This window comes from Vibrio sp. 10N.286.45.E10 (genome assembly GCF_002874195.2).
In the GTDB taxonomy this organism is placed as follows: Bacteria; Pseudomonadota; Gammaproteobacteria; order Enterobacterales; family Vibrionaceae; genus Vibrio; species Vibrio crassostreae.
This window is the reverse complement of sequence record NZ_MCWD02000006.1, coordinates 1-5,450: the sequence shown is the minus strand read 5'-3', so window position 1 is coordinate 5,450 and position 5,450 is coordinate 1. Positions and strand designations below refer to the sequence as shown.

Below are 5,450 nucleotides of genomic sequence, written 5' to 3'. Positions count from 1 at the left end.
GTTGTGTTGCCACCCCGCGTCGAACAAGGCTTTCGCTCCCTGTGCGCCTTCACCCCCGGTTTCAAACCCTATGTCGTCGTACCAGCTCGTGTCATACGATCCTATCAGGCCGTAATGATCTGTACTGGGCGGCTCGAAGCCTCGGTCCTGACATGCTGTATATACATCTCCGTAGGAGTAGGCTGTCCCATCTGCTTTTCGTGGCAACTGGACGTACACTCTTCCTGACTTCCCTACAATTTGTGGAGGCATCCCTGTAAAGAATTGTGGGGTGGTGATCGTCTGCCCGTACACGCTGTAACTTCGACGTCGTAGGTTATGTTTTCTTGTGGGACCTTCTCATTGTCGTCGGAGTTGTCGTACTTAATAGTCTGGCACAGGTTAGGGAGTGCTCTGATCCTTCTGTTGGGGTGTAGGCGTCTGTTGTTAATTCTTTACTTCCGTTTGCTGTAAAGACTGCAGGTCCCTTAATTTTTAGCGTTACCTCGTTCGGGGTGTCTCTCTCATCATGCACTACAACGGTTACAGAGTTTGGGTGGTGGGGGTCGAGTGCATAATTCCCTGATTCTCCATAAACAAATTCTAATCGACCATTCGAGAAGGTCATATCCAGTGATTGGGTGTCTTGGGACCCATCCGGGAGAATATATGTTGCATCCACTATGTATGGGTATTCTTCCTCTCCTTGTACGTCAGTCGATTTCACCGATACGGTTTGCTTTCCATCACTATTCGTTGATTCACTCGATAATGTGAAAGTCAAGTGATCTAAATTTTGGTAATCAATCTTTTGTCCAGCCACTGGAGCCCCGGTGGCGTCTTTCAAAGATGACTCAAAAACGTTCACTCCACTCATTGGTTGGTTATCCGTTACCGCGGTAAGTTGCAGGTCCGCCGTGTTAGGGTTACCCGTAAACTGTAGCTGCACAGATCGTGGTGTGACCGTGCTGCCTTCTAAGTTGGTTGTAAAAGGTGACCTGCTCAGATATCGCATCCACTACGTTAAAGCTTGCGTGTCCGTTTGCGTCGGTTTTAAGGAAGTACTTACCAGGTTCGCACTTCCTGTAACTTCGGCCTCCACTGTTATGCCTTCCAGAGGTTCACCATTGAAAGTAGCCTGAACTGCGACACTTGCTTGATCTTCTCCATCACCAATCGCTACCAATTTGGAATTGGCACTGTCTATACGGTAGCCACCTTCACCTACACATGTGACATATTGCCCCCCTGCATTTGGGGTTTCGCTTGTTTGGCCTGACTGTAAGCTAACAATGGACGTAGAATCACTGTCAAGCGCCCAATAATCAATCTCGACTGGCCACCCATCGTACACGGCAGGCCCAATACCTCCAATATTGGCTAATGCCGCTAGCTCTTTGGCGGTTGGAAGCCTTCCACTTGCTTCCCACAAGTCTTTTGGTTGTTGGAAGTTAAATGTCGCTACATTTGCATTGTTAGCACCTACGTCAATGTGAGTACTGGTGTAAGTCACGCCTTGGGCGTCCGCTTCATCATGTAACCAGCGGTGCGAAGTAATATTTCATCTCTAAGGGAAGATTTCCCCAATTCGGGGGCGGTTTCTAAGTCATATACTTCTATCCGTAACATGCCTGAGGCATAACCACCGTAATGGTCAGAAACTCCATATGATACAAAGTGTTCACCTACTTTTGTTGTTTCAAACCTTGGCGCGAGGTTATTCATGTCTTCAGTATCTAAAGGGAATGAAACCGCAGCGTTCAAAAAATCCAACATGAATCAATTAAAGAGTGAATCCCGCCGTCTTCGTCAGAAACATAAGTCGATAAATCGATAATCACCTCTTCGTTAGCCAAGGCTCTTGATCCATTTTGGATCATTCGAATAGTCGATGTTCGGTGCGATAGGGGCGCTGTTCGCAGACGTTGATACAGAAATCGCAATATTTCTAAATTTATTAAATCACTGCCATTACTGTAAGAGTAAATAATTTTTGCAAAGCCAGAGTCTTCCTGTGGGTGTGTGAGTAATAGTTTTGATTAGTATCATCTGCCGTTGCCTCACCTTCACCAATGAGCGTGACGTCTTGATCCATCGTGTAACTGTCAGGTACTTCCGTTACAAAGTTAGGATCGTTTTTCAGATCAATAACCAGAGTTTCACCCACAAGTGTCGTTTCTGGCATAGGCGTAAAGAGCGCTACTTCATTATCAACACTTTTCTGCGCGACCGAAATGGCATACGCAGACGCTCTCTGGTCAGGGGCGGCTGAGTTTGTTGCATCGTATTTATATACGCAAACACCGACAAAGTCATCGAAGCTTACCGAATAACCTGTAGAATCGACTGAGATATCTTGACATGACTCGAGATCGGTTAATGGGCTAACAGAGCTGACAATGTTATTCCCTTTCTGAGAGGACGAGTGTATTTTCCCCTCAAGTAACACATGAGAAAGAGGACATATTTCGTGATAAATTGACCGTATTTTCAGCACTTAAAGTCGACGTCCCCTCACTTGGGGAGGAAGCTGCCCACTATTTCCAGGAGACGTGCTACCGTCATCAGATGCTCCATTACAACCGGTTACTAGCGCAATCATAAGTGCCACTATCGATTTTCTAGCTTTGTATCTTGAATTAATGAACATTAGCAATTCACTCTCATTAATTTTTGCATAATAATTATCCTTGTGTTTTTATATATCAATTATGATGTTGTCATAAAAGACTAGCCGACTAGACTAGTAATAAATTTTACAAACGTATTATTAACTACCTAAAATGTACTAATTTATATCTTTATAAGTTCCATATGATTCCTTCAGCAAAGAAAACGCGAATGGATTCGTTATTGCTCTCATAAAATCCATCTTGAGTAAATAAACATTGCCAATAGCATTATCTTCTTTATTAGCTGATAATAGCTTCCCCCCAAAGCTCTCAATTAATTTTAGAAAACCCATGCCTCTTGCAATTACATAAAAATCTTCAATTTTCTCATGATGATAACAAATATGGTTTAGAAGCAGCCCTACTAATATTTTGTAATGCTCTCTATTAGAGTAATAGCCAATATTAAAAACGACTGATTCTTTATCGAAGTCAATATTTACGTTATGGCCAAATATCGCTTTCAAATAATTAATATCATGACTAATCGATAGATGTGATATGACTTTGTCTCTACTACGCAATGAACAGAAAGTCACATTATTTTCATCTAGTCGATTTAAAACTGGAAGGGCGCGGTTATAAGACAAAGTAGATTCATAAAACCCTGGTAATAAACACTGCAGCTTAGACCAGTTAACTTTCTCGATAGAGGGTTTCAATCTTGAGTCGGATGCTTCTTTATAAGTCAGTATGCTGTGATACGAAGACTCAACATTATTGAAAAGTGATTCGTAAACTTTGAGCTGTGAACGGGAAACAGCAGGTGCAATAATGTGTTCTAGATTAGGGTAAAAGCTGGAGTCGAAACAACGTACTACTAACAGTTGCTTTTCGAGAGTGGGAATTGTTCGTCCGTTTACCCAACGACTGAGCGAAAACTGGATCCAACTTGTCGAACGATGAACTAAACAATTGCAACTTAGCGATGATGGATTTAGAACTAAAGTCGTTATCGTTTAGCTTGGTTTTTAGATATGATGAAAATGGCATAGGTCAAAGTCACGAGGTCAAATGATTCCCCTAATTCTGCGACTTGACGCATAGAAGTTACAGTGAATTCCTATAATTCACACAAATGCCATCCTAAATCACACACAAACTTAAGTATAAAAAAATATAAATTTAGGTTTTATGGTGGATGAAAAAAATAGCCGGGAATGACGTAGGGAAAAGAATCCAACATAGGTCCCCCCGCATGAGAGAAGGAAAATCGGGGTAAGTCTTCCCCCTTGTAATAGTTAACAATGTAGCTCCTAGTCAATGCGATTCTTGCGTAATAATCAATTCTATCGCTTGACAAGCGTTTGGTCGTCTGGATAGTCCTATTCATAGAATGAGAATCATCTATCCTCATATCAATGTATTCCCTTGCCTCACCCAACTTCCCATAAACTCCTGTGTAACCGACTCTTTCAATCCATTCTTGTAATCGGTCTCTGCAGTAATAGATGCCGTAAACTTTCCATCGGAGAAATACAATAGTGTAAACTTAGCTTTAACCAAGTGGAATTTGGCGTTTTCTTTGGTCCCTATGTCTACATTTTGACTCAGTATCACCTCATCAATTTCCCATAAAGGCCCCGTAATATCATATTTAGAGTAATATACTATAAAACTTAACATTGCTGCGATTATATCTAGAGTTAGAATTATATTTATAATAAACCGCATTTATAATGTTCCTTATTAAAAACCTTGGATAGAATTAACCTAAACGTTATCTGCCTTTTATTAGGCTCTTCATAGAATGCAGTCAAAGATAAGAAGTCTTCCGTTGTTGAGTAAATAGCAACAGTGTATCAGCATCAAAGAGGTTCAATTCTGATATACACTTGCTAAATATCGGCAGTAGTTTTTTATCAACAGGGTGGTGTTTTGATTGAACTACGTTCAAACTGGAGTCAACTAAGTCAATACCAACAACTTTAGAAAAAGGTGAGTCTTCAGGGCTTTTAATATAATATGAAAAAAAATTAATTAAAAACGCGAGCATAACAATACTTAGCAAAACCAAAACAACTACTGGTGCTCGTTCTTTTCTATTACCCCCTTTACTGATGAGCTCGACGTTAGCGTCGAATAAATAGCCCTTTTGGGAATCGTCTTTATCACATCAACTTGAGGTGCCACTATCTTAAGACTTCTTCTCAATTTAGACACAGCCTGCCTAACACTTGTGACATCAACCTCTACCTGCCTTTGTTTTCTCCAAACTTCTTCAAGAAGCTGCTCTACTGACAGATACGTTCCACTGACGATCAATTCCATAAGAATGTCACTAGAGTTATCTCAATATCATATTTACTGATAGTTTATTTTTTTTTTTAAAAATCATACCTATATATGCACTTACCATGGGGATCAAAAGCAATACAATCCGCTATTAAATAAATCAAACTCACTCCATTAAACTCCAACTGATAATTGAACGCAAAAAACGAAAGAAGAACGCGACAAATCTCCTTTTGAACTCATTCAGCGAACGAGTCATTATACAAAAATGCAACAAAGATGTTTAATATGTCAGAAGTTACCATCACTAAAATCTTTGGGGTTATGAACATATCTCGAAACGAGATCTAGAGTGTTTCAACAAAAAAGGGCATCATATTGGTGCCTATGCTTTATGAGCTACTGTTTTGGGCCAAACATATAATGTTGTTTAAGTAGCGACTGGGGTGAAATGATGAGAAAGTCTCGCTACTGGACTCTGTCACTTCTACGTCTTCTTTCGCTCCTTCGTCTTCAATGTCCCAGCCTCTATGTTCCGCCGACTCTACCTTCACCATCCTGACT

At 40.8% G+C, this 5,450-nt stretch carries 5 protein-coding genes; all 5 read right to left on the bottom strand.

Going from position 1 to position 5,450, the window contains the following annotated elements; all coding sequences use genetic code 11:
• Positions 1–316 precede the first annotated feature (316 nt).
• The 5 genes from BCU34_RS24015 to BCU34_RS23995 all read right to left on the bottom strand — a co-directional run bounded on the left by BCU34_RS24015 (position 317) and on the right by BCU34_RS23995 (position 4,922).
• Positions 317–928, bottom strand: coding sequence for a hypothetical protein (locus BCU34_RS24015; protein WP_413286299.1), 612 nt, complete (start codon positions 926–928; stop codon positions 317–319).
• Between the two features lie 69 nt (positions 929–997).
• On the bottom strand, positions 998–1,492 hold the full coding sequence (locus BCU34_RS24010; protein ID WP_413286298.1) for a hypothetical protein: 495 nt from the start codon (positions 1,490–1,492) through the stop codon (positions 998–1,000).
• 444 nt (positions 1,493–1,936) lie between these two features.
• The gene (locus BCU34_RS24005; protein WP_413286297.1) at positions 1,937–2,476 is read right to left on the bottom strand and encodes a hypothetical protein; all 540 of its coding nucleotides are present in this window, start codon (positions 2,474–2,476) and stop codon (positions 1,937–1,939) included.
• A gap of 291 nt (positions 2,477–2,767) precedes the next feature.
• On the bottom strand, positions 2,768–3,241 hold the full coding sequence (locus BCU34_RS24000) for a hypothetical protein (RefSeq protein ID WP_413286296.1): 474 nt from the start codon (positions 3,239–3,241) through the stop codon (positions 2,768–2,770).
• Positions 3,242–4,673: 1,432 nt separating this feature from the next.
• Positions 4,674–4,922 carry a winged helix-turn-helix domain-containing protein gene (locus tag BCU34_RS23995; RefSeq protein WP_413286295.1) on the bottom strand — a complete coding sequence of 83 codons (249 nt, stop codon included), beginning with the start codon at positions 4,920–4,922 and terminating at the stop codon, positions 4,674–4,676.
• Positions 4,923–5,450 lie beyond the last annotated feature (528 nt).